Below are 3380 nucleotides of genomic sequence, written 5' to 3' on the forward strand. Positions count from 1 at the left end.
CCCGCCGCCTCAGCCCTCGATGCCGGCGATCCGGCAGGCCATCTTGGATCACCTCAGTCGGCCGCCAGCGCAGCGATGCCCGCACTGTGACGCCGATCTCAACCTGCCACCCTGAAACCAATCTGCCAAAGTAGTGCTAGGTCACAAGCCTTCCACTTTGATCGCCGACGACTGCTACGCCCCCAGAAATCGCGCCGAGCTCTCAGACGGCCGCGCGTGCAGATAGCGCCCCGTCGTCGCCACTGAGGCATGCCCCTGCGTGGCCTGCACGAGGTGGATCGGCGCACCACGGTCGAGGCTGTGCGAGGCGTGAGCGTGCAGCAGCCAGTGTGCAGAGACCTTGCTCCGGAGCCCTGCCCTGGCGGCCGCAGCCTTCACCACCCGGTGGACCGCGTTCGGATCCAGCGCCCCACCCTTCCGTGAAAGGAACACGGGCGCATTATCCGGCGCCTCGCCGCGCAGAGCCAACAGCCCTTTCCAGGTCGCGGCCGAGAGCAGCACCGCCCGCGTCTTGCCATCCTTGCCGAACACCGTGGCTTGCCCCGCCTCATCCCGGGCCGTCAGATCTCGCCAGCGCAGCCCGCACACGTCCGATATCCGCAGCCCGCCGCCATAGAGCACCGTCAGCAGCACGCGATTTCGCAAGGTCGGCTCCTGCCGGATCATCAGTAGCGCGTCGGCTTCCGCCATGATGCGTTCGGCCTTACGGCCAAGCTCAAGAAATGGCATGCCGTTGCAACCCGGTACGTAAGATCCGCCGCCAGCCTCATAGGCGTTCTTGTCCTCGCCGCATCTCTCGACTTATTCAAACGATGGCACGCCCCAATCAGGAGATGTATCGAATCCTCGTCCTACGTGCGTGTCCACTCCGGCCGACTCTGCCCCCGCAACAGGATGCTCGACGCTGAGTTTTACAAGGCGGTCGGCGACCACGAGTGGTTCCAGCGGCTGGTTCCGATCCGCACCACCCGCCGACGCCGTCCCCAGCGTCGGCCGCCATGACTCGCGGATCGTCATGTCGGGTCAGCGGACCACCTCGACAGCGAGACCCGGAATTTTCAGCTTCGCCCAAGCCCGATCGGTGGTGAGGACCGGTACGCCGAGCTTCACGGCCAGTGCCATACAGGTCCGGTCGCCGAGCCCGCTCCCATGCTGACGCGTCGGCTCAGCGAGCTGAGCTGCAGCGAAAGCGGCCTCGCGGTCATGCGTATGGAGATCAAGGCGCAGTTCCTGAACCACCTCCTCGACTACCGAAAGCGCTAGGCCGCGCAGGATCAAGGCCTTCACGAGTTCCTGAAGGTTGACTGCAGACATCGCGGCCTGACCGACGTGTGCGGCGACGATGGCTGCCCCCGGCTCACCGCGCAGAAGCGCGATCACGGCCGAGGTATCGAAGACGACCGCGCTCATGCCTTGGCTGCTACGGCATCGCTGTCATCCGCGTGCCGCTCGTTCAGGAATGAGGCTGAGTCGGCGTCCTCTTTGACATGCTCGCGGTAAAGGGCCTGAAGCTTAGTGACGATGTTCGCGATCGGCGACAGCCGTACGTCGGTACCATCGACCGTCACGATGATCCGTGTCTCACCCGAGATGCCCATAGCCTCGCGTACCGCCTGGGGGAGAACCATACGGCCGTTTGCAGCCAATTTGACATCGGTGACGAACGTCATTGTCGGTGAGCCTCATACGAAAGCGCTATGGGGGATAAAATCCATCTCGCGTCAAGTGTCATTTACAGGATCATGCCGTTTTACGCCCAGCGAGATTCGAAAGGGAAGTGTCACTTCGCTGTTCGAGACACGCGCTGTATGCCGGCGGAGCTTGGATTGGTGACACTTTAAATTACCCACGATAATGGCAGCTATCGCAGATAATTTGTGGATCGTTAGGATTTGAGTGGTTAGAGCTGGCGTATGGAACTTGACGCCTCAGATCCGCCCTCCCTGCCGACGCACACATCGAGCGATCTACCCGTTCGATTTGCGCCGACGCTCCCACCCGGCCTCGACCTTCTGTTCCAGCGTCTGGAGGATCACGCTCGCGCTGCGCGCGGCGCCTTTGCCGACAACACCCTCCGCGCCCTGGCCGCCGACGGCCGCATCTTCGCGTCGTGGTGCGCCAGCGTCGGTCGTAACATGCTGCCGTCCTCCGCCGAAACAATCGCCGCGTTCATCGACGCACAGGCCACGACGAAGTCCCGTGCCACGGTTGAACGCTATCGCTCCTCGATCGCCGCGTTGCACCGCGCCGCCGGCTTGCAGAATCCCTGCGCCGACGAGATTGTCCGGTTGGCGATCAAGCGCATGAACCGAAGCAAGGGCCGGCGCCAGAAGCAGGCCGAGCCGCTCAACCGCGGCAGCATCGAGCGCATGCTTGACGTGAAGACTACTGGGCGCCTGCACCGGCGCATCTTGGAGGGCGCGCCCGAGACCCCGCTGATCGCGCTGCGCAACGTGGCGCTGATTGCCGTCGCCTACGACACGCTCCTGCGCCGCTCCGAACTCGTCTCATTATATATAGGGGATCTGCAGAAGGGCGTTGAAGGCTCCGGTACCGTGCTGGTGCGGCGCTCGAAGGCGGATCAGGAGGGTGAGGGTGCGATCAAGTACCTCGCGCCCGACACCATGGCCCACGTCGATGCGTGGCTTGCGGCGGCGCGGCTGGAGAGCGGTCCGCTGTTCCGGCCTCTGACGAAGGGTGGCCAGGTCGGCGCTGCCGCGCTCGGGAGTGGAGAGGTTGCGCGGGTGTTCCGGGATCTCGCGGTCACGGCCGGGCTCAAGCTCCCTCGCCTTCCCTCCGGGCACTCGACCCGGGTCGGGGCGACTCAGGACATGTTCGCGGCCGGCTTCGAACTGCTTGAGGTCATGCAAGCTGGTTCGTGGAGGACGCCAGCGATGCCGGCCCGGTACGGTGAAAGACTCCGCGCTCAACGTGGCGCTGCTCGGAAGCTCGCCACATTGCAAAATCGAGCTTAGCGTGGGAAGACGTAATGGTTTTTGTATCAGTGATAAAATTAGCCCATTACTATAATGCAATTAATAGTAATGCTAATAGAAGAAACGTAGATCCCGCCCCGCCCCGCCCCGGCTTGCAGCAGGACCTCCGCGGAGAAACGTACGGAGTTCTCACGTCGGTCCGCATCTGGTTCCGCCTCCATCCTTAGTAGTCGGCAGCACGGCCGCTGGTTCGTTCTTTATGGATGCCGCAACTTCTCTCTTTCGATTGCGTGTGAATAAGCGCCGAACCGGGACCCTCCTCTAAAAGACGGTAACATCCTCTAAAACGAACGTTTTTTCTGTCTATAAGCGGGGTCCCGATCGGCGCCGACGGGGACCCCGCTCCCTATTCGATTTCGCCAATGATAACAACGGGCTGCTTCA

Annotated in this window: 4 protein-coding genes and 1 pseudogene; 2 read left to right on the forward strand and 3 right to left on the reverse strand. The window is 62.8% G+C overall.

Translation table 11 applies throughout. From position 1 onward, the window contains the following. Positions 1 to 174 precede the first annotated feature (174 nt). Positions 175 to 729 carry a tyrosine-type recombinase/integrase gene (locus MKK88_RS08420; RefSeq protein ID WP_313902304.1) on the reverse strand — a complete coding sequence of 185 codons (555 nt, stop codon included), beginning with the start codon at positions 727 to 729 and terminating at the stop codon, positions 175 to 177. Here MKK88_RS08420 and MKK88_RS08425 point away from each other — a divergent pair. After that, positions 703 to 810: pseudogene (locus tag MKK88_RS08425) on the forward strand (IS5/IS1182 family transposase); the annotation flags it as partial. The gene MKK88_RS08420 and the pseudogene MKK88_RS08425 sit on opposite strands and share 27 nt — an antisense overlap. A 213-nt stretch (positions 811 to 1023) precedes the next feature. Here MKK88_RS08425 and MKK88_RS08430 read toward each other — a convergent pair. Both MKK88_RS08430 and MKK88_RS08435 read right to left on the reverse strand, forming a co-directional pair. After that, entirely contained in the window at positions 1024 to 1410 is a 387-nt protein-coding gene (locus MKK88_RS08430; RefSeq protein WP_243998762.1) for a PIN domain-containing protein, read from the reverse strand. After that, on the reverse strand, positions 1407 to 1670 hold the full coding sequence (locus MKK88_RS08435; RefSeq protein ID WP_243998764.1) for an AbrB/MazE/SpoVT family DNA-binding domain-containing protein: 264 nt from the start codon (positions 1668 to 1670) through the stop codon (positions 1407 to 1409). Before MKK88_RS08435 ends, MKK88_RS08430 begins: the two co-directional genes overlap by 4 nt. A gap of 465 nt (positions 1671 to 2135) precedes the next feature. Here MKK88_RS08435 and MKK88_RS08440 point away from each other — a divergent pair, with 465 nt between their 5' ends. Further along, a complete protein-coding gene (locus MKK88_RS08440; RefSeq protein WP_243998765.1) occupies positions 2136 to 2975 on the forward strand; it encodes a site-specific integrase in 840 nt (279 codons plus the stop codon). Positions 2976 to 3380 lie beyond the last annotated feature (405 nt).

The sequence above is a fragment of the Methylobacterium sp. E-005 genome (assembly GCF_022829725.1).
GTDB lineage: Bacteria > Pseudomonadota > Alphaproteobacteria > Rhizobiales > Beijerinckiaceae > Methylobacterium.

Coding starts and splice junctions, on each gene's coding strand:
- MKK88_RS08420 (WP_313902304.1), bottom strand. CDS start 729: ATGCCATTTCTTGAGCTTGGCCGTAAGGCCGAACGCATCATGGCGGAA.
- MKK88_RS08430 (WP_243998762.1), bottom strand. CDS start 1,410: ATGAGCGCGGTCGTCTTCGATACCTCGGCCGTGATCGCGCTTCTGCGC.
- MKK88_RS08435 (WP_243998764.1), bottom strand. CDS start 1,670: ATGACGTTCGTCACCGATGTCAAATTGGCTGCAAACGGCCGTATGGTT.
- MKK88_RS08440 (WP_243998765.1), top strand. CDS start 2,136: ATGCTGCCGTCCTCCGCCGAAACAATCGCCGCGTTCATCGACGCACAG.